Origin of the sequence: Pleomorphochaeta sp. DL1XJH-081, from assembly GCF_049310885.1 — a bacterium.
Lineage (GTDB): Bacteria > Spirochaetota > Spirochaetia > Sphaerochaetales > Sphaerochaetaceae > CAYZJV01.
Map to the genome: position 1 here is coordinate 161,186 of NZ_JBMDYO010000002.1, position 20,014 is coordinate 181,199.

Genomic DNA, 20,014 nt, shown 5'->3' on the forward strand with positions numbered 1-20,014 from the left:
GGTAGTCTGAGGTGCTGTGGATTTGGATGACACTATATATTTCAGGGAAGTAACACAATACATATTGATTGCTTTACGTAAGCAACACTTTCAATTCCAGTGCCGGATTTCTAGGACACTTTTTTCACGACAGCTCCCATTCCCCTGACACTTTTTAAGAGACTGCCCGGATTTCAGAACACCTCTAGAATGCAGTTCTACGAGGATGTGCGAAACACAGGAAACCCCTCGGCAGGGGGCTATAGTGCAGCCCAACGTGGTGACGTGGCGATTTTCAAACGAAGTAAGGGCAGCGTATCCATACATGGATACTTTGCCGAACGAGTGTAGGAAACGCAAGTATCGAAACTGAGCTCTCCGGGGCGAATTTGGAAGTGTAAACTTCCAGATCAAGGCTTGCCTTGATATTTTGATACCTTTCATTTCACCAGGGTACTACTTGATTTATTTATATTCGAGAGTATAATAATCGTAAGTATATATTTCAATTAGGAGAACGGCATGTTTATCGGAAGAGAAAAGGAATTGGCATTACTTGAAAGCCTGTATGAGTCGGACAAGTTCGAATATCTTGTGCTGTATGGGAGAAGACGGATTGGCAAGACATCACTTCTCAAGGAGTTCTCCAAGAACCATCCAGTGATATTCTATTCAGCCCAGGCAAAAAATGATAGCCTGAATCTATCCGATTTCTCCAAAGCCCTCCAAATGCATTTTTCCGGCACTTACTTCGGTGTATTCTCAGATTGGGAAGCAGCCATCAATTATCTGACATCCCAATTGTCGGATAAGAGAACCACCTTGATCATAGATGAATTCCCATTCATCGCAGAAGAGAACCAAACCATCAAATCCATCCTACAACACGCCATAGATCATGATTGGAAAGATAAAAACCTCCTATTGATACTGTGCGGCTCCAGTGTAAGCTTCATGGAAAATGAAGTGATGGGAGTAAAAAGCCCGTTATTTGGACGCAGCACGAGCAACTTGGAACTAGTTGGATTCGATTATCTGCAAAGTGCCGCATTTTTTCCCGAGTATACCCACGACGAGAAAATCATAAGCTACGGAATCCTTGGAGGGATCCCGAGCTACCTGGAGACTTTTAGTGACAAATCAAGTATCGAAGAAAACATAGCGAAAAAAATTCTTGGCATGGGATCTATTTTGAAGGATGAGCCGCAGAATCTATTGAAGATGGAACTACGGGAACCGGCTGTATACAACAGCATCCTAGAAGCAATCGCAACAGGTTCAAGCCGCCTGAATGATATTGCACAGAAAATCCATGAAGAACAAACCAAGTGTTCCAAGTATATCAAAACACTAAAGAACATGAAAATTGTAGACAAGGTGACTCCTTCCGGCCAAAAGGAATCCAGCAAAAAAAGCATCTATCGGATCACCGATAATTTCTTTCTATTCTGGTACCATTTCGTATTCGCGAACAAGAGCTATTATGAGCTGCTGGGAGACGAAGATGCTGCCAAGGAGATACACAGGAACCTACCAACCTATATGGGGCAGGTGTTCGAAAGGATATGCACCGAATATCTCGAACACCTCGCGAAAAATCGGAAACTTCCATTCACCCCACACACGATCGGAAGATGGTGGGGAACAAATCCAAAGACCAGAAAAGAAGATGACATAGACATCCTTGCCCTCGACAAACAACATCAGTCCGCGATCTTCTGTGAATGCAAGTTCCGTAACAAGCTTCTAGGAATAGACGAATATAGTGATTTCTTCAACGCCACAGAAATCATCACAAAACCAGAGAATCGCTACTACTTCCTTTTCAGTAAATCCGGGTTCACTGAAGAAGTAAAAATCCAAGCAGTTCACGATGGAGCAACACTTGTGGGACTGAATGACCTGTTTTCTGGTGATTGATGATATCGGCCATTACCTATACTGATATGCCAATGAGCCTACGGTTTAAGAGGTTTTGGGGAAAGGGAAGGCTTCGCTAGCTAACCTCTCACCCCTCAGCCCTATCGGCTGCTCGGTATACTTACATACCAAACAGAGCCTTGGCATCGTACATACGCTGCATGGGGTCTACGCCGAACGGACAGCGTTCCGTACAGGCTCCGCATGAGATGCACGCACCTGCCTTCACTTCCAGTTTTCGGTAGGCATCCCGTATTCCGTCGGTGATACCACCGAGAGCGTGGTCGAGTATTCGGATCGTCTCCCCGATATTGATCTGCACCGGACAGGGCAGGCAATGGTTGCAATACATGCAGGCGCCACCGAGATCCCAATCGTTCATCTTGATGATATTGGTAAAATCCCGTTCTTCAACACTGGCTTCGAAATAGCGTAGAACATCCTTCAGTTCACCGATATTCCTGGTTCCGGGAACTACGGTGGATACGACCTTCTGGTCCAAAAGGAAGGACAGGCACTGGGTCGATGTCGGTGGGTACTTCAGTTTCCTAGATGAGAGTAACCACCCGCCAGCGAATGCCTTCATGGCAACCAGTCCGATATTCTCCCTTTCACATAACGCATAGAAATCCTTTCTTTGGGCAAGGACGGATCGGTTATCGGTCTTACTCAGATCATGCATCCGTTTATGGGCTTCCTGCTCGGCATCGTCAGAGGGTATGTGGCCAAGTACATCGAAGGCGGGATTCATGGAAAACATGACTACATCGATTAAACCACTCTCAACTGCCCGTTGTGCAACAAGGGGTTCATGGCTGCTGATACCAAGGTATCGCGCTTTGCCCTCTTTTTGCAATCTGGCTGCCAATTGCATGAATTTCCCATTGAGGACCTCATCGAGGTCGGTCATGTCATCGACGAAATGCAGCATCATGACATCGACATGGTCGGTAGTGAAGCAGCGTAGGAAATCATGGAAGTTCTCCTCACTGGCTTTCACATCGCGGGTACGTTTGTACTGCCCGTCCTTTTCCATAACCCCTAGGTGTCCAGCTAGAACGACGTTCTCGCGCTTTCCTTGCAAAGCAAGTCCCATCTTCGTACGAAAATCCCTCTGTGGCCAAAAGAAGTCTATATAGTTCATACCATGGTCAATGGCCATGGCAGTAACATCGTTCACCATGCTCTGCTCTTCATGCACCACATGCTCCGTACCGAGTCCTATTTCACCAACTTGTAATCCCGTACGTCCGAGTATCCTATAATTCATATAATCGACTCCATCATGTATCTTGTTGTTCCTCTAGTGTAAAAGGGAACCGGTCCAAACGCAACTGTGGTTGTTCAGTGATTACAGTACCTTTTCCTACAAGAGATCATGAAGCTTAAAGGATAAAAAGGATGGTGATGTTCAAGAAAGAGGCAAAGCGATTGTCTGTAATTTGGCAAGGGGTGACGTCCATGGAAACGGACCAATTCTGTGTTGAGGTGATATTGCCCAAGATGATAATCTTCTCTTCTCAAACAGAGGGGAATTGGCAGAACAGTTCATCGGACAGCACTTATTATATAATCAGCCGAATTATATGAATCCTGAGCTCTACTATTGGACACGAGAAAAATCCCAATCAAAAGCTGAAGTTGATTTCCTGATCCAGTTGGGAAATAAAGTACTTCCCATTGAAGTCAAGTCGGGAAAGACCGGCACTTTGAAATCGTTGCATCTTTATATGGAATCGAAACACCTGCACACAGCATTGCGGTTTTCAACGAACAGACCCGCAATCGAGGAAATGAATGGTATCGCACCCCCAGGGCAAGCCCTGGACCCGGGAGGCTTCGCCTCCGCTGCCGCCCCAAGGGGCGGGGTATCTCGCCTTACGTTCCCTGCACTCACTCGGTAATGGACCAATAGTAATTGTTCCGCTACCCTCGTTTCGTTGGGGAATCAAATCTTCTCTGCCACTATCCGATTATACGTATACACTAGGTACCTTGCCACTCTATCTTGTCGGTCAAAGTAGACGATTGATGAAAAAACTGCCGTAGGAGAGAATCTTCAGTGGTACACAGCGAAGGCATAGCTCACCGCAAAGAGAAAGTGATCGGAAAGAACATGGTAACTGCAACTGGTTTTTCATCGATCTTCGCCGGTTTAGCCATCAAATCGGCAAATGCATCCATCGCAGCTGCAGCAAAACCGAACCCCGGATCCTCTTGCACGACTATATCGTCGATAGTACCGTCTTCTCCTATGTACAGTCTTAATACCACTTTGGCCTCCAAACCCTGTCGTTTTGCTCCCTGGGGATACGCTATTCTACTGGAGAGCAACTGTTGGTCGAACTGCGGAGCTTCGGTCACTTGGCCTAACGACACATAGGTCTGTGGAACGGGTCGGGATTCTCCGAGCTGTTTTTCCCTATAGCTGGCCTTTACAGAAGCGATATCCATGTCGGGGACAAACGAGGTATCCCTGGCAATCGCTTTCAAATGGTCCCCTGCTTGACGATCTGGTTGGGGAGAGTTAGTTGATTCAGATGGGCTTTCATCAATCATGGTATCAGCAATCATCTCCTCACGATCCTCTGCCACCCCGGTAAGCAACTGAGGAGAGACTTCTGGAGCTCGTGCGAGTGTGATGGTTGCTGCTCTTGGTAAATCTTCTCTACTTGGTGTTCCAACGCTATCGGTTGGCAACAGAGCAAAGGGGATGCGCAGGAATAGGAACATGCCGAGGGTGACTATCGCAGTAATGAGACCGATACGCATCCCCCGGGTCATGGTAGAGCCACCACACATTGCACTATTGGTACTCCCAATTCTGCAAGTCTTTGTAAAATGGGGAGGACCAGAGAAAACTCGGTTGCTTCATCGGCATACACCGAGATCCGCTCTGCATAGGCGATTTGGTCCAAGTCAATCTTTCGCTCTTGGTTATATAAGGTGCCATCCTTGTCCACGAACAGCTGTAGGTCAGCTTTTTGAACCTCTTGCGCATGCTGGGCTATCGGTAATTCAACTGGTATAGGAGTACGTTGGCTGGTTATCGCGAAGACGAGGAAGAAGAGAAGGAGAATGAAAGCAACATCGGTAAAAACTGCTGTGGCTACTTTCCGTTTGCGTCTCATGGCTCCTCCTCTCTCTCTAAGGAGGCAGGAGATGATTCACTGATAGAGTCCCCTGTCATGGTGGCGAATCCAATGGAGCCTACATCATACGTAGATAGGGTATCCAAAGCATCGACCACTTGCCCCCATGCTACCCTTGCATGGGCATGTAAAACGACATCCTTTTGTTCAATCGTAGACAACGGTAGGATCGCCGATGTGGAAACTACCTGAAGTGTGCCGTCTAAAAGAATCTCCAGGTGGACCACGTGAGACAGACTAGTCCCATCTTCACGAATATTCTGAGAGTCTGAAGAATCGATGGCGAGCATGCGATTCGCAGTCGAGCCGACCATCACTAAAAAGAAGATGATCAGCAAGAATGCGATATCGCTGCTGTATCCTACCTGTTCGCGTCTTTTTCTTCCCATATCCTCTCCATAGCGAATTCAAGAAGGAAACTCACCAGTGTTGCCAGCAGTGAGACAATCAAACCGAAGGCCGTGGTAAACAGTGCTTCATACAGTCCCCCTGCTACAACCGGCAGTTGGACTGTTGTCGATTCTGCCACTGCACCGAATGCGCTGATCATTCCGGCAACTGTTCCGAGGAAGCCAAGAACCGGGGCGGTAGTCGCAATGAAATCGAGCAGTGAGAGGGCGAACGATTCAGCGGGCTGGGTAGCTATCCCTTCGCCTCGTTTGCACTGGTAGAGGTTCAGAGCTCCGTCGAGTGCCACTACCAATACTGCTCCGAAGAGGATCAGCAGTGGCCACATCACTACCCCACCCCGTTGTATCATGTCCATCAGTGTCTGTTGTGTCTCCATTGCCGGTCCTCCTGATTACAGCTGTAGCGAAGCGCCGGTTCTGATCTTCATTCCAGGCATGGGGTAACCGTCATATAGCTGATACGCGCTGTCCAACAGGTTGTCGATCGCTACATAGGTCGATACTGTTTCCGATATCGCTAAAGTGGCTGTCAAATCTAAGAGTACGACAGCATCGGCTACTTCGGAAGATCCTAGGTACTCACCGAATACGATGATATCCCAAGGGCCATGGGTAAATCCCACTGATGTTTTGAGTGTATGTTCCCGTACTGCCGATACCGGAATGTCATCGGAGAATGATTGGTTATTCGATAGGTCGAAACTCCGGTTGTATTGGTAACTCACCGAGAAAGAGAGGCTCTCCGAGGGATCCCAAACTACCGACTGTTCTGTTCCGAGATAAAACGCATGTGCTATGTTGTGGGGAATGTAATTGTCTTCGGGATCGCCTACGATCGCATCATTAACATCCCGTGCGAAAAGGCTTCCTTCATACCGTACCTTACTAGTCTCCAAGGTATAGCCGATATCGCCATTGAATCCTTTTTCTGTTTTCAGATCGGGGTTTCCGCGGTATCCCCATTCGAGTGGCCAGTAGAGTTGGCTGAACGTAGGAATCTGCTGAGCATAACTGACTGTTGCCTGGAATCGGTGTATGCCATCAGGAGCGTAGATCATGCCGATCGAGGCATTCGGTGAGAAAGCTTCTGTATCGCTCACATACTTGAGTTGTATACTTGGGTGGATCGAAATCTTCCCTTCTACAAGATAGATACCTCCATTGGCATAGACAGAGGGAATCGTACGGCTCTCATCTCCGATTTTGGTACTGTCGACATAATCTACTGTAGCATCAACACCGGTTTCCAAGGCGAGGTGCTGATCCATCCGCCAATCTTGTCGATACTGGAAGAAGAGACGAAGTTTGTCATGGGTGTCATCCGTGGCCGATACTTCATCAATGTAGTGTGTCCGTGCAAATGCGGCACTCGCCACCACGGTGTGTGTATCGATGGGACTCTCTGGATGGGTATCGATCGAAACCGTTTGATTTCCCGATAATTCCCAATCCTCTTGTTGTGCATCGGGAGTTGGCCAACTCAACATTCCTGGGACTCCGACACGTTGCCAGTTGGCTAGGGCGTTACCTTTTAGATGGACTCGGTCGGAAACACTGCCGTCGAGGAACAGTCCTGCATGGGCAGAGATCACTTGGGCATTGGTGCGCTGCTCACGTCTGTCCCCATCGGGATAGGTGAAGGCATTGGAAGCCCGTAGCCCCCCTGTGGTTGCAGTCATTTCCATATTACCAAGACGAGTGGAGTACTCGATGTCAACTTTCTGGCTATCGACAAGTGAAAGCCAATTCTGATAATCGCTGTCCCCATAGGGAAGTGGAAGGAAGGATCCGTTCTCAAGTGAAATGTTCAAAGGTCTTTGCTTCCCGCTGGTATCCGAGGTCCCGGATTTGGTAATGATATTGACCATCCCTCCTATGGCATTGGTCCTTCCTAGGTTCCCTGGTCCACTTTTAATAATCTCTATGCTCTCGATAATGTTCACTGGGATCCGAGAGAGGTCATACGAACCTTCGTGGGCTGAGCCCAATGGTACGCCGTTGAGGAATACCAATGTCTTATCGGATGTAGCTCCCCGTATCTGCACGTTCTGTGCGGCTCCAAGGGCTCCATAGGATGAGAAGGTGGTGCCGATCACTCGCTCTACGAGTTGGGCTGTCGTTTCCGCTTGATAGGATGCGATTTCTTCACGTGTGATGGTTGTCACGCGTGAAGCTGTGTTGGTTTCCGCTTCGGCGAACGATTCCTCGATGATCGTCAATGCGGCTCCTGTTCCCAAGTCGGTGTAACTTTGTGCCAATAGCGGTGTAATGCCTACCACCAGCAAAAGGACCGTCAGGAGGGAGATGGGTAAACTGTGCGACTTCTTCATGAAGTGCCTCCAGAGATGTGGTGTCTGGCTTCATGAAGTGCAAGGGTGGAATGAGATTGATGTTAAGTGTATACAGTCGGTCATGACATGTCTGTTTCATGCTGCCTCTTTCTCCACGAAGATAATGTATCTGGAAACGTCTCCTGACTTACGACTCGTCTTCCTGCAGACCTTCTCATCCGTTGGACAATGGTATACCTGCATTCATCGTCGATTACAGTGGCGGGACCGTTGGGGAATCACACCCCATTCCGTTTTTCCAGACCCAGCGAGGCAAAGCATAGCCGATTGGCGGGAAGAACGCAAGCATCGATTGATTTAAAACCAGCTAGGGATGTGTCTACAGATAGGGGTCCTTCTCCGGAAAAGCCAATCCGAATATAAGGGTAACAGTTGTGTTGTGAACGCCACTTGTGTACAACAGGAGATACCGCCCTCGCAACTTTAGGAGGTAATGGGCACACCTACTAACATCTTGACGGTTCCCCAAACCTGATCGCTTGAGGCCTTCAACTTTTTTCTTCACGAGCTGGTGAGTGTGGTATCATAGATCGATAAGCAGATCAGCACATATCCCATTGACTCATCCAAGTCTGTTTATCGGATGTTTTTGAACCACGAAGGACATCTGTTTCCCAATCATAAAAATAGTCTGGGATGCTAGACATCTATACCTGTGTATAAGAATCTTTGACAGCCTGTTCCATGGCAGCAAGCTCCTCATCGCTCAAGAAGTCAAAATGGGAGGACCTCTTTCTCGCAGAAAGGTTGCCGTTGTCCTGTAGGCACAACTGTATGAACAGATCGATCAGCCGGTCGGGCATGTCGATTATATCCTGAATCGCATTCTTGGTTGCATCATAGTTGGCAAGAAAGTTGAGTTCTTGTACAAGCTCTTCTTCGATTGTTTTACGTAGAAATCCGGACAAGGCTTCTGCCTGGGCTGTCATATCCATATAGGAGTACCAGGGTGCGCTTTCATCCTCTACCGTCATTATCCCCATTTCATCCAACTGATAGTCGATGACCTGTAGCAGGGGCCGAGAAAAAGCTTCCAACGATCTATCATAATCTTCCGGATGCTTCAGCATGACAGCTGATATGGGAAACATGAGTCCACGAGGTACCATCTGCCGCAAGGAAAGGATATTATGGATGAGGAATCTATGGATTCGTCCGTTTCCATCCTCGAACGGATGCAGGAACACAAAGCCATAGGCTATCACCGCGGCGTGGATGACTGGTGGAACCCCACCCACTTTCATCCTGTCATGACAAGTGAGCAAACCCTCCATCAGAACCGGCAGATCTTCAGGTCTTGGGCAGATATAATGGATGAGCTCTTTTTGGTACGCCATTGTCTGGCCAACATAGTTTTGACTTACCCGGTAATCGCTATCGGCAAATCGCGGGTCGACAATACGGTTTTGCAGTTCAACAAGCCTGCCCTTTTCACAAAAGTCCTCTTGTTCGGCAAGTTCCAAGGATGCAATGAACTTCTCTGTGCGGGAAGCATTGCTTTTTGCATGTTCAATCTCAAATGAGGATTTTGTCTCTTTATTGTAGAAGTAACTCAGTGCCCGGCGAAGCAACTGTGGAGGATAGGCCGTGACGATTTCCTCACACCGTTCTTTCAGGACTGTGGAGTCCAATTCCAAGAGCTTGTCGGTCTTCCTGACGACAGGACAAAAGGCCCGGGGACCAAGAAGGTTGTTCACTATACGATGGCGGGGAGATCGTTCTCCGCTGTGGAGAGTGTAATAATCCTTGCTATCCAACGCATTGACATAGTTGCCAGTGGTCATGTCGCTGACAGGTAGATGCTTTTCTGTCAAGAGCTCATAGAAAAACCAGATCCTCCGGGCGTATTTCCCGGTCGGCTTGGACATGATGTACTCGGTGAGTACTTCGAAAGATACCTTTTCAAAGATTCGTGCCAGCAATGCAAGATTCACCCCATCATATTTCAGAGCGAACTCGAGATGGTCACCAACCGTTTCTCCGGGCCAGTATTGAGGTCGATAAACTTCATCGACAAAACCGTCCTGTATCTTTGAAGAGTGTGTTCCTGTAGTCGAAACCATCGATCGGTGCCAGTTTGGTATGCCTGTGATTCCGAGTTTTTCAAGAAGATATGCATATCCCGCCGGTCGAAGATCAGAAACGTATATTCCCATGGACAAGCCTCATAAAAAAAGTATCATAGTGCAAATATAGGTATGAACCTCGTTCATGTCAACAAATATCATTATTTATCAGCATATTTTTGCAATTATCATTATATATGCAAGCAGGATGCTTACATAGAGCAGACTGCCTACAAAAATACGTATATTCCTGCCAATTCGATTACCTGGCGGCATTCAAGCTCAAAACGTAGTATACACACCCTCTTGCCCCCTTTGCGTTCAAGCACACCCCTTTCCACCATAGCGAACATCGCAGGCTTCATAATGGGAAGTAAGACCTCAAGCTGCTGAGAATGCTTACGTTGGTTGATACCGGGATTCATGTTTATCAGAGAGGGTATCCTTAGTCCCAAAGTATCATCCAAAGTATCATCATGAGACTTTGGAACTATGGGAGGCTCAACCGTGGCTACTTTTATTGACAGCTACACAGTAAGAAGTGCATTTGCAATATTTTCGGAAGTATAATTACTATATCTTCGGAAGTAAAACATTGATATTATCGGAAGCATGAAGTACTATACATTCGTAGTAAAGGAGGAATCCCCCATGGAACGACAAACCTATCTCAAGCGTATTGCTGACGGGCTCTTACAGGAAAGACTCCGTTCCAACGGTGCTGTTTTGGTCGAAGGTCCAAAATGGTGTGGGAAGACGGCTACTGCAACGAGAGCATCAAGAAGTCAGCTGTTCATGCAGGACCCTGACAAGTCTGCATCATACCACATGGCAGCTGATACAAAACCTTCCCTCCTATTACAGGGAGACACCCCCCGATTACTCGATGAGTGGCAAAGCGCACCCGTATTATGGGATGCCGTACGTTTCATGGTTGATCAGAGAGGGGGAAAACCAGGGCAGTTCATTCTGACAGGATCGGCGGTACCACAGGATGATACGGTACAACATACGGGGACCGGGAGAATCTCACGACTGATGATGCGTCCCATGAGTCTGTTCGAATCTTTGGAATCGAACGGCATGGTTTCGCTGAAATCGTTGTTTGATGGGAAGATCAATCCTGAGGGATTTTCAGATGTATCCATAGAAAGCATAGCTTCTGCCATTGTCCGGGGAGGATGGCCGGCTTCCATCGGTGATGATGAGAATATCGCGATGCGCCATGCGATTGATTATGTGGAAGCGGTCATCAATGCTGACATCTCCCGGGTTGATGGCGTGGAAAAGAATCCTGCACGGGTGCGGGCACTGATGCGCTCCTATGCCAGAAACATAGCGACTATGGCCACAATCAGGACGATCCGTGACGATATTGCCCTAGGCGATGCCGATGCAAGTGTTTCAGAGAAAACAATTAGTCAGTATCTGACGGCATTGGAGCGAATCTTCGTCACGGAGAATCTTCCTGCTTGGAACCCTGTGCTGCGCTCCAAGACGGCGGTCAGGACTTCTGTCAAACGGCATTTCGTGGATCCTTCCATTGCGACAGCACTAATGCGGCTTACTCCTTCCCGATTGCTAGAGGATTTCCAATATTTCGGATTTCTCTTTGAATCCCTATGCACAAGGGACCTGCGAGTCTACGCAGAAGCCATCGATGGGCAGGTCTTCCACTATCGTGATGCAAGTGGATTGGAATCGGACACCGTAATCTGTCTTAACGATGGCAGGTGGGCGCCGATCGAAGTGAAGCTAGGTGCAAAGCAGATTGAGGAAGCAGCCGATCACCTGCTGGAGCTGAAGGCCAAGGTAGATACCAAGAAGATGAAAGAACCCTCATTTCTTATGATACTTACAGGTACAGAATTCGCATATCGCCGTGATGATGGTGTGTTGGTAGTACCAATCGGATGCTTGAGGGATTAATTCAATATACTCCTGATAGTCCGTTTAGGTATTGAAACCATGATACTTCAACCAAAAGAACTCTTGCCGATCCGCCGCACCGTCTCATGGCTCACATGCAGGAATGCTGCGATATCCTTGATCGCATGGCCATCGGTCATGGCAAGGGTGATGAATCGGCTACGTAGTTGTCGTACGACGGGGAGGCGGGATCCCGAGACGATCATTTTCCTATATGCACAGAGTTCCTGTTGCTCGAGAAATCCGTCAAGGAGACAAGCCAGACGCTCTTCGGTCTCGATCTCCGGTTGTACGATAGTGGCGAATCCCACCTCGGCATTCCATGTGTCGCTTTCGGTACATGCACGATATCGCTGCAGAGCAAGTGTGCTCTCGGGAGCGAAATAGGAGAGTAGCGCAAGGCGGTCGATGATGCCACCTTGACCGGAGATCACCGCACCATGGCCACTCCACCGATAGGCTCCCGGAGTCACTGCAATATTAGCCTTCACGGGATTTTGGACGATATAGCGGATGGTGCTGAAGAGCTTCCGCTCATCCTCCAGGAGGTAACTCTTGTATCGTCCTCCATAGATAGTGCCAATACGGTTGTAGCGTCGGTTGTAATAGCGGGTATAGTTCCTGTTGACCAACCATAGTAGTTGGGATAACGGTTCTTTTTCCACACGGATGAGCAGGTGGTAATGATTATCCATGAGGACGTACTGGAGGAGCGTGGCATCACTGGTATCGATGGCATGGGAGAGGATTTCGAGGAACTCACGTTTATCCCGGGTATTCTCATAGATGTAGTTGCGGTTGTTCCCCCGTTGGATCACATGGTGGACACTGTGGGGAACATGTTCCCTCTTTTGTCGACTCATGGTCTAGGGTCCTCCCACCAGGTGCCACCTGCCGTCCGCTCGGTATTCCACCCTGTCGGAAAGCTCCAAATCGGTAAGCAGTCCCATCGTATCGGTAATTTCACAACCAAGGGCATAGGCAATTTCACCGGTTGCCATACCACCCGCTGCGAGACGTTGTAAGACAGAAGTTTGGCGGTCATCACCCTCGACCAGGGTATGTGAAAGTCTAGCTGTGTCCTTTTGTGCTAACCTGTTATTGATATAGGCACGAGCTCCTTCGGTAAGGAGCACATTGGTTCCCCTACTTTTGGGTTCCAAGAGGCTGTTGGGAACGGCCAGAACCTGTTTCCCTTTGGTCATGGCGCTACGGGCGGTATGCATGCTGCCACTTTTTACGCTTGCCTCCACGACAAGCAGGGTATCGCACCAGGAGGCGAGGAGGTCATTGCGACCGATATACCTGAATGGCAAGGCTTCCTTGCCATAAGGATAGGGACTGATGATTGCTCCTCTTTCGACAATACGCTGTGCAAGTGCGGTATGCGATGCCGGCTGAACCTTATGCAGGCCACAAGGGAGAAATGCGTAAGTAATACCGCCATGATCCAACGCGGTCTTGTGGGAGAGGGCATCGATGCCGAAGGAGAGGCCGGATGCCACTACTTTGCCCTACCCCACAGCCTCTTCGGTAGCCGCTGTAGCTACCATACGGCCATAGGACGTACAAGATCGGGATCCTACGATCCCTATGAGCTTTGTATCGGCAGGTGCCAATTCCCCACGATAGTACACCACCAATGGCGCCTTGCTATCGGCGTCGAAGATGCGGCGGTAACAACTGTCGTGTGCGCACAGGGTCGAAATTTCATGGTGCAGGTGGTGCTCCATGATCGTCTCTGCCTCTTTGAGGTCTCCTTTAGGCCAAGCTGTGAACAATTCGCTCCCTTCGGCTCGCTCGGCCACACTGGAAGATCCGTAGCGGGTACTGGCCTTCCTAGCTAGCAATTCTATCACAGTGGATACCTCGGCATCGTAAATCGCCTTGGGATCGCCGAAGATCTTCAGGAGCTTTCTTTTGGATGACAGGGGAATTCCACGCAGCTCGTTCAGCCACACCCAGTAGAGCAACAGATCATCACGATCATACATGGTGGGTATCCTTTTCCAAGTCCCTTGAGGACAAAGCGAGAACAAGGTGATCTTTGCCTATATCGTCACATCCATCGATATCGGCGAATGTCCTAGCAAGACGGAGGGTTTTATAGCGTGCCCGCACGGAGAGATGCTCCCTTTCATAGGCACGTTGTAACAATCGTGCGCACCGATCATCCAGAATGCAGTATTTTCGGAGATGTGAGCTTCTCATCTCCGAGTTGGTGGAAATGGCATCCCCACCCTTACGAAACCGGCTGGATTGCCGTTCTCTGGCTAGCATGACGGACTCCCGCAGGGTCGCACTGCTGATCTTACCGCTCATCAGATGACCGTCACTGAATGCCACCCTTCCGACGAATTTTTGCATATCTATGCGGTCCAGAACCGGTCCCGATACCCGCTGACGGTAGGTACGAATCGCATGGGGAGTACATTCGCAGCGGTTGGTCCCACCATACCCGCAAGGACAGGGATTCATGGCTGCCACCAACATAAAATCGGAGGGATACCGGTTGGTCTGGTTCACCCGGCTTATGGTGACCCGTTTATCCTCCAATGGTAATCTGAGTGATTCCAGGGTCTTACGGCTGAACTCGGGTAACTCATCCAGAAAGAGGATACCACGATGGGCCAAGGTGACCTCTCCCGGACTCGCATAGGGGCCTCCTCCTATCAAGGCATGGCTGGACATGTTGTAGTGGGGACTCCTGAATGGTCTGCTTTCTTTCAGTTCATGTCCATCGAGTTCACCCGCTATGCTATATATCGAGGAGACCTCCAGGATTTCCTGTTCATCCATGGGAGGCAAGATGGTGGGCAACAGTTTCGCCATCAGTGATTTTCCGCTACCGGGCAGTCCTATCAACAACAGGTTGTGGTTTCCAGCCACTGCAGCTGCCAGAAAAGGGAGAATGTCCTCATGACCTACCACATCGGCATAATCGCCCATCTTCTCCTTATCAGCAGGATTTTGGACCACTACCATACGTCGATGGGAAGCAATATACAGTCTCCCTTCCAGATACGCGACCACTTGGGCTACTGTCTTACAGGCGATAACCTCGATACCACCAACCAACGATGCCTCATCGGCACAATCGAGGGGTACGATCAGACGTTTCCACCCGAGCTTACGTGCCTGCACTGCCATGGGTAGCACCCCATTGAATCCTACCAGGTTACCGGTGGTGCTGATCCCGCCTACCACGGCAGTCTTCTCCCAATCCTCTATGATCGGCATTACCTGCGCCGATTCGACCAGCATGCCCAAAATCATCGGTAGATCGAGGTAGGCTCCACGCTTTCTAATATCGCTCGGGCTTAGGTTCACCACTACCTTCTTCGTAGGATACGCATAACCGAGCTCTTCGGTGCACGCCTCCATACGATCCTTCGCCTCCTTCACCGCACTGTCACCCAATCCCACAATCGTAGTACCCGGCATTCCGGCGATTATGGCTACTTCCACTCCCATCGGGTATCCCGCGATACCGTCGATACCCAGACTCCTTATCACTGTAGCCATGGCATTCCATTTCCTCCTTCACCCCTACTTACGGTAAAGAAGTGAATTCTGCTTCACGTATATCTTCTTATAAGGAAAGTATGTCCAAAGGTTTCGGAAGGTTACACTGGAATCAGTAGCAGGCGCCTGCAATCACGATACCATGATTCTAGCACCCGAAACCCTGTTTAACTTGAAGAGGTGGAGACGGAAACTGGTTCTGATAGTCTCCCGGAAAATTACGAAAAGCTACAGCATTATGTTTCGGCTTGATTCAAAATCATCCGTTCATTGATGATCCGTTTGCTCAGCGGCTACATATTTTTGATTGCGACTGCTCGGTTTGTCTGGGTGGGTCATCTGTATTCTCCCCGATTCAAGCAGCGGCTTAAGAAAATTTAAAGAAAAATGTCTCACATCCTTATAGCCACAATGTTCCGCAATCTCTTTTCTTCCTCGTGGTATTACACAATACTGTAGTATTGCTTCATGGATGCTATCTTGTTGGTTATCTTGTTGGTTATCTTGTTGGTTATCTTGTTGGTTATCTTGTTGGTTATCCTGCATGGGAGCTTTCGCGGTATCGGCCATAGTAGAGTAATTCACATTCTTCAGCATCACTCGGAAGTCTGAAGGAGTGGAAAGAGGGAATGGAGGGAAAGGCCTTTCCCTACGCGCCTGTTGGCTGTTCAGCTCTTCTGGTTCTGCTCACATTCTGTACGCAGGAAGTGCTGGCCAATGCGTCACTACCCTTTCTGGGAAGTCTATGTGTTTTATTTGTCCTCCAGTGAGAGTATAAAGGATAGATGAATTTATTTGTGTTATTGTTATCGATATTGCTATTAAATGATCAAAAAAAATCCGAAGTTTTCAAACCCGGATTCGCAATGTGGAATTCTTGGAAAACGTACTCGGTTCCCGAAATCCTGAAATCATGCTTCTAGCACCCTAAAACCCCGATTATTTTGGGGAATGTGGATTTCGTACCTGGTACCGATAGTCCTGGCTATGCGGCTCTCCCCGAAATTCCGGTTGCTCGTTAAGCGAAAGGCGCTCAGCGAGTAACTATCCTTGTGGACATCGATACCAATGTGGATTACTATATTCATAGTGACCTCCATTTGCATGCGGTAGCCGCATACGGTTTAAGTTGTTCTTATTCCCAGTATGCTCGGTGAATCCACGTTTTGCAAACTGGGAGGTCACTTCATATTGTCTGGCACCGATAGTCTCGCAGAACGCACGAACTGACTGTCCGCTTTCATCGAATTCTTTGAGATATGCGATCCTTTGGTCGTGAGTGTACTGATGATAATTCATTGTTCCCATACCATCCCTCCTAGAAATGAGTATGGTCAAAACCCTCCAGATCTGCCATCCATGGTGTTGGGTTGACACGTACTTAAAACCTGATTCGCAATGTGGTTTTATTGGAAACCGTACCCGGTACCCGAAATCCCGAAATCATGCACCTACCCCCTTAAAACCCCGATTATTTTGGGAAATGTGGAGTCCGTACCTGGTACCGATAGTCGGCATGATAGGGAATCAGTGCCACAAGGTCACTGTGGACACCGATTGTAAAGGTACGATATATTCTTTATATTTTGTGCAGGACTTAGATTGAATCGCGCCAGATGATCTCCGCATCAAGGATGACTTCCTTGATCGATTGTTTATTGGCCATCAGATCATCAAGCAAGAGAAAACCGGAGGTTCCCAACTGATCCACAGGATACTTGATTGTGGACAACCCTGGTCTCACATACTTGAGTACGTCGATATTATCGAATCCCATCACTCCAACATCCTGAGGAATATCCCTTCCCAAATCCTGGAAAAGTTTAATGAGCTCCAGAGCGAAAATATCACTGGCACAGAAGAATGCTGTCCGCTTCTCCAGCTTCATTTCGGCAATCTCTTTCAGATACATCTCAGTAATGAAAGCATGGTGTTCTATACCGCGTTTCTCAACAAATCGGGAAAAGGTACGAAATCGCTGATCGATTTCCCAGTAGTTGTGCTTATAGCTACGATCGAAGAACGGACTGACGAAGTTGATCGCCCGATACCCTTTGGCAATGATTCCCATCAATGCCTTCTCGATGGCTTTGCAATTGTCCAACCCAACAAAAGGGATCTCAGGAGCACCTTTAGGTCCATGTACCCTATTGGCCAGCAAGACCACTGGCTTATCAATGTCCATGAGATACCGATAGAACTCCTGTCCGGTGTTCGTTGCGAACAGGAGGATACCGTCGACATTGCGTTGCAGCATATGCTCTATGATCTCGTACTCGCGCTTGGTATCACGCAATGAGATGGCTAACTGGATATAATAGTTATGTTCCCAAGCGACTTGCTGGATCGCATCCACCAGCAACGAGAAAAACCGGTTATTTAAGTCGTGAACAACCAATCCTATCTCATAGGTCTTGCCGCTTTGCAGACTCTGGGCTATCCGATCCGGTTTGTACCCATGCTGCTCTGCCATTTGCATCACTCTATCACGGGTAGCCTTGCTGACGCCAGGCTTGTTGTGTATCGCTCGATCGATGGTCCCTATGGAAACATCGCAGAGCCTGGCCAGATCCTTGATTGTGATCTTAGGCCGTTTCGCATTCCTCATAGACTACCTCAATTATATCCCAGAGAGAAACTCCATCGATTTTGATGGAGACGCTATTGCCTTCTTGTTTCCAGAATAGTTGATTTTCCTCATAAATAGAAGTGATTGTTTTCACCCGATTCGCTAATGTGAGTTCCATGCTGATACCACTGACACGATCACGCTGCTCCATGTAGACGAATGGACGTTCAAAATTACCTTGCATCGTATCGAGAATACCGCAACTCAGACTCGACTCGCTGCCTGCGACCATCAGATGAACATGCATCTTGCCCTTGCTCCTATCATCATAGACTTCCGAGGCAACTCGCATGGGTGCGTCCAGCTGGACAACTGGCCAATCCCGCTCTGTATGAATGGTCTGCAGAACAAGTTCACGCAGCCCCTTGCTCGGTTGTTTGGCATAACTGCGCGCGATTGGTTGGTTGAAATGGATCATCATCCCTTTATCATATCTGATCTTGATAGCCAACGGATAAAGGGAATCCTTGTAAGGTGAGGGAAGATTGTTGTGATAGAACGTCTTGGCATCATTCTCCACTATCGGATCGACTAGTGCCGGTGAATGCATCATCTCGGTTTCGCAAGAGGCTTGCTTTCCATCTAATCGGTACTGCTGGTAGGCTCCCCTCACCAACAGGTATGCGGGATTGGCTTCATCGCCACTTCTGATATAGGAGAGGCTGTACGTGCTTTGTCCATCAGACAATATCCCATTGACAACCGAGGAATCCATCAAGGCATTGAGACCAAAGGAAACCACTAAACCACCTTGGAGGAGATACGCCTCCAATTCACCGATTGCATGGGGATCCAAATGTGAGACAGAGGGAAGGAACACCACGGGATATCGAGCCAGCATTTCGCTCGTCGCGTTTTCATCGAAGAGAAAATCCACCGGGAAGTGCGCATCACGAAGCAACTTGTAGGCGCCCACCACATCTTTGATAAAATCGGTCTGTTTTTGCATAGTCTTGGTATATTGGGAATGGTAGATTGCACCATAGCACAACCGCTCTCCTTCCAAGCAGCTTGCATGCTTGTGTATGGTCTGGAAAATGGTCCTGAGATCTTCGTGATACAGCTGCCCATCGATAGTTCCGTCATAGTATGGTTCGTCATCCAGGGTCACCATGCCTCCATGACTGAAGACGGTCATACACTCGAAGAACAATTGGTCGTATGGTTTCCTCGTGAAATCCCACGTGTTCACAAATCGCCCGATAAGAGCTTCATAGGGACGACCATTGGCCACCCCACGGAGGAATCGGGAGAAGAATTCGGGTGATTGCAGGCCTGTCCAATCGGCATATGCTTCACCGGTGACCATGTCAGCTTCCGTCTGAGCTCCTATGGCCCGACTTCCCATGGACAGCGGTGAATAGGGATATCCCCAATAGTTGTTGAGAATCTGCAACTTGGGGTCCACTTTACGCAACACCGCGTATGCATCCCTAAAAAATTCCTCGATGTAGTCGAAACGGAAATCCAGGAACATGCTATCATCCAAAGTCAGGTCCCCAAGATCTTGACCATCCGGATGGAGAGTCTCGTATTTTTTTCGACAGTGATTGCAGTAGCATTTGCCATCTCCAATGATGGTCATGTCTATCCAAAAGCCATCGACAGAGGTCTCCTCGGCTATCTCTTGCAACTGGGACAAGACAAAAGACCGGTATGGAGAGTTCACGCACAATGTTTTCCACCTAAATTGCTGTGAATCGAATTCCCCTTCACGGTCCAAGGTCAGCCATTCGGGGTGGAGTGCTGCTTGGAACTCGTCCCAAGCAACTGAATAGTAGGCTATCACCTCTTTCCCCGCCGCATGGAGACGTTTGGTGGTTTCACGTAAGAGATCAAGCGAACCGAGTCCCGCATGCTTGTGACCGATCTTTGTATCGTAGTAGGCGTTGCCATACTGGCATTTCGCGTAGAGGATGACCGAATCGGCATCCGATGCAATCAACGCGGAAGAGAGATCGTCCACGTCGAACCTTCGCGCCACATCCGATTCGTTCCACTCGGGGAGGTGCATGTCGAAGAAAATTCTTGTCTTAGTCGTTGTAGTGTCCAT

General features: G+C 48.6%; 17 protein-coding genes, 1 pseudogene and 1 riboswitch. Of the genes and pseudogenes, 3 read left to right on the forward strand and 15 right to left on the reverse strand.

Going from position 1 to position 20,014, the window contains the following annotated elements; translation table 11 throughout:
- Positions 1-501 precede the first annotated feature (501 nt).
- Positions 502-1,899 carry an ATP-binding protein gene (locus ACODJP_RS05040; protein WP_422479143.1) on the forward strand — a complete coding sequence of 466 codons (1,398 nt, stop codon included), beginning with the start codon at positions 502-504 and terminating at the stop codon, positions 1,897-1,899.
- Positions 1,900-2,020: 121 nt separating this feature from the next.
- Here the strand turns inward: ACODJP_RS05040 and ACODJP_RS05045 are convergent, their stop codons facing one another.
- On the reverse strand, positions 2,021-3,169 hold the full coding sequence (locus ACODJP_RS05045) for an aldo/keto reductase (protein WP_422479145.1): 1,149 nt from the start codon (positions 3,167-3,169) through the stop codon (positions 2,021-2,023).
- A 223-nt stretch (positions 3,170-3,392) separates the two neighbouring features.
- Here ACODJP_RS05045 and ACODJP_RS05050 point away from each other — a divergent pair, with 223 nt between their 5' ends.
- Positions 3,393-3,803, forward strand: a complete 411-nt coding sequence (locus ACODJP_RS05050) for a DUF4143 domain-containing protein (RefSeq protein ID WP_422479754.1) — start codon at positions 3,393-3,395, stop codon at positions 3,801-3,803.
- 181 nt (positions 3,804-3,984) lie between these two features.
- Here the strand turns inward: ACODJP_RS05050 and ACODJP_RS05055 are convergent, their stop codons facing one another.
- From ACODJP_RS05055 to ACODJP_RS05085, 7 genes are all read right to left on the reverse strand, one after another.
- Positions 3,985-4,683, reverse strand: coding sequence for a TonB family protein (locus ACODJP_RS05055; protein WP_422479147.1), 699 nt, complete (start codon positions 4,681-4,683; stop codon positions 3,985-3,987).
- Positions 4,680-5,030 (reverse strand): biopolymer transporter ExbD, encoded by a 351-nt coding sequence (locus ACODJP_RS05060; protein ID WP_422479149.1) that lies wholly within the window; start codon positions 5,028-5,030, stop codon positions 4,680-4,682. Before ACODJP_RS05060 ends, ACODJP_RS05055 begins: the two co-directional genes overlap by 4 nt.
- Complete coding sequence (locus tag ACODJP_RS05065; RefSeq protein ID WP_422479151.1) at positions 5,027-5,440, reverse strand: ExbD/TolR family protein; 414 nt, start codon at positions 5,438-5,440, stop codon at positions 5,027-5,029. Before ACODJP_RS05065 ends, ACODJP_RS05060 begins: the two co-directional genes overlap by 4 nt.
- Positions 5,413-5,838 (reverse strand): MotA/TolQ/ExbB proton channel family protein, encoded by a 426-nt coding sequence (locus tag ACODJP_RS05070; RefSeq protein ID WP_422479153.1) that lies wholly within the window; start codon positions 5,836-5,838, stop codon positions 5,413-5,415. The genes ACODJP_RS05065 and ACODJP_RS05070 overlap by 28 nt, the downstream gene beginning before the upstream one ends.
- Before the next feature lie 15 nt (positions 5,839-5,853).
- Positions 5,854-7,791: a TonB-dependent receptor plug domain-containing protein gene (locus ACODJP_RS05075; protein ID WP_422479155.1), complete on the reverse strand. Its 1,938-nt coding sequence runs from the start codon at positions 7,789-7,791 to the stop codon at positions 5,854-5,856.
- A 115-nt stretch (positions 7,792-7,906) separates the two neighbouring features.
- A riboswitch (cobalamin riboswitch) is annotated at positions 7,907-8,076 on the reverse strand.
- A gap of 383 nt (positions 8,077-8,459) precedes the next feature.
- A complete protein-coding gene (locus ACODJP_RS05080; protein WP_422479157.1) occupies positions 8,460-9,968 on the reverse strand; it encodes a Fic family protein in 1,509 nt (502 codons plus the stop codon).
- A 140-nt stretch (positions 9,969-10,108) separates the two neighbouring features.
- Entirely contained in the window at positions 10,109-10,345 is a 237-nt protein-coding gene (locus tag ACODJP_RS05085; RefSeq protein WP_422479159.1) for a hypothetical protein, read from the reverse strand.
- 184 nt (positions 10,346-10,529) lie between these two features.
- Here ACODJP_RS05085 and ACODJP_RS05090 point away from each other — a divergent pair, with 184 nt between their 5' ends.
- A complete protein-coding gene (locus ACODJP_RS05090; protein WP_422479161.1) occupies positions 10,530-11,807 on the forward strand; it encodes an ATP-binding protein in 1,278 nt (425 codons plus the stop codon).
- 47 nt (positions 11,808-11,854) lie between these two features.
- Here ACODJP_RS05090 and ACODJP_RS05095 read toward each other — a convergent pair whose 3' ends face one another.
- From ACODJP_RS05095 to ACODJP_RS05125, 7 genes and pseudogenes are all read right to left on the reverse strand, one after another.
- On the reverse strand, positions 11,855-12,670 hold the full coding sequence (locus ACODJP_RS05095; RefSeq protein WP_422479163.1) for a transposase: 816 nt from the start codon (positions 12,668-12,670) through the stop codon (positions 11,855-11,857).
- A 3-nt stretch (positions 12,671-12,673) separates the two neighbouring features.
- Positions 12,674-13,801: pseudogene (locus ACODJP_RS05100) on the reverse strand (DNA-processing protein DprA).
- Positions 13,794-15,332 carry a YifB family Mg chelatase-like AAA ATPase gene (locus tag ACODJP_RS05105; protein ID WP_422479165.1) on the reverse strand — a complete coding sequence of 513 codons (1,539 nt, stop codon included), beginning with the start codon at positions 15,330-15,332 and terminating at the stop codon, positions 13,794-13,796. The pseudogene ACODJP_RS05100 and the gene ACODJP_RS05105 overlap by 8 nt, the downstream one beginning before the upstream one ends.
- A 267-nt stretch (positions 15,333-15,599) precedes the next feature.
- Positions 15,600-15,929 carry a Fic family protein gene (locus tag ACODJP_RS05110; RefSeq protein ID WP_422479167.1) on the reverse strand — a complete coding sequence of 110 codons (330 nt, stop codon included), beginning with the start codon at positions 15,927-15,929 and terminating at the stop codon, positions 15,600-15,602.
- Positions 15,930-16,376: 447 nt separating this feature from the next.
- Positions 16,377-16,640, reverse strand: a complete 264-nt coding sequence (locus tag ACODJP_RS05115) for a hypothetical protein (protein WP_422479169.1) — start codon at positions 16,638-16,640, stop codon at positions 16,377-16,379.
- A 289-nt stretch (positions 16,641-16,929) separates the two neighbouring features.
- Positions 16,930-17,940, reverse strand: a complete 1,011-nt coding sequence (locus ACODJP_RS05120; RefSeq protein ID WP_422479171.1) for a LacI family DNA-binding transcriptional regulator — start codon at positions 17,938-17,940, stop codon at positions 16,930-16,932.
- On the reverse strand, positions 17,918-20,014 hold the full coding sequence (locus tag ACODJP_RS05125; protein ID WP_422479173.1) for an alpha-amylase family protein: 2,097 nt from the start codon (positions 20,012-20,014) through the stop codon (positions 17,918-17,920). The genes ACODJP_RS05120 and ACODJP_RS05125 overlap by 23 nt, the downstream gene beginning before the upstream one ends.